This window comes from Synechococcus sp. H60.3, from assembly GCF_047462295.1.
Taxonomy (GTDB): domain Bacteria; phylum Cyanobacteriota; class Cyanobacteriia; order Thermostichales; family Thermostichaceae; genus Thermostichus.
In genome coordinates this window covers 1-1,117 of record NZ_JANSIY010000209.1, presented here as the reverse complement: position 1 = coordinate 1,117, position 1,117 = coordinate 1, and the positions used below count along the sequence as shown (strand labels likewise).

At 60.9% G+C, this 1,117-nt stretch carries 1 protein-coding gene; it reads right to left on the bottom strand.

The features are described from left to right. Nucleotides 1–1,099 (bottom strand): hypothetical protein (locus tag NW841_RS12820; protein ID WP_414386775.1); only part of this gene is annotated, 1,099 nt, incomplete at its 3' end. Nucleotides 1,100–1,117: the final 18 nt, after the last annotated feature.

Genomic DNA, 1,117 nt, shown 5'->3' with positions numbered 1-1,117 from the left:
CACTCACGCTCACGGGGGTGCCCGGGGTCATCGTTGCCAGGGCAAACCGGCGGGCATTGGGCCGGGTGCTGGTCGTGTAGTAGAGCCGGTAGGACGCACCCTCTTTCAGGGCACGCACGGCCCAGACCTCGTCAGGTGTACCGAGGTTGATGGTATCCATTGCTCCCGTCCAGACCGGAGTGTTGGGGGTGGCACGAAGCCAGGTCCGGCCATCCGTCGAGACGAGGTAGCCGGTGGTGTAGCCGGCAGTGTAGCCGTTGGCTTCAAACCACATCCGGTAGATGGCACCGTCTTTGATGACCATCGGCACACCAACGTTGTTGTTATCAAAATCGCCAAAGGGGCCGGGTTGGACGACCGAGCCGTCGCTGTACAGAGGTAGACGGGTCCAGGTAATACCATCAGGAGAGACGGCATAGCCGATGCGGAAGGTGTAGCTGGGGCTGGTGGAGACGCCTTCAAACCACATTCGGTGGCAGACCCCGCTGGTGCGGCCACCTTCACACGGCGCTATCGGCGAGGCGTTGTCTACCAGCACAACCGGTGCGACCACATAACTGGCGTCGAATTGACCGGCTTGCCCCGATGCCCGGATCATCGCTCCTCCAGCAAGTGGGCCGGGTACACGTGTCCAGTTGATACCATCAATAGACTCGGCCATTCCCAAACCATCGATGACACCGGGAACGGCGAATCCGCTATAGTACATCCGAAATCCACTGCCGTATCGGATAACATGCAGTGTCGAGACGCCAAAGTTGTCGAAGGTTCCTGGTACGCCTGAACCCTCGAAGACAGCCCCGCCGGTCAGCGGCCCGGGCACTCGCGTCCAGGTGATGCCGTCGGGTGATACCGCGTATCCAATCCGCCGATTGGCATCCAGGGGGTTATCAACCCCAACATACCACATCCGATAGCAGACACCACTGGTACGGCCATCTTCGCACGGGCGCAAGGTGGACGCCTCGTCACGCACCACGCTGGGCGGGAAGATTTCTTCGCTGTCGAAGCTGGTGCCCCCGCCGCCACAGCCACTATCTACATCGCAAAAGATCGCACCATCGGTACCCGGCCCATTGACCCAGTCGCTTATAAACATCTCCGAGCCCACGCACCC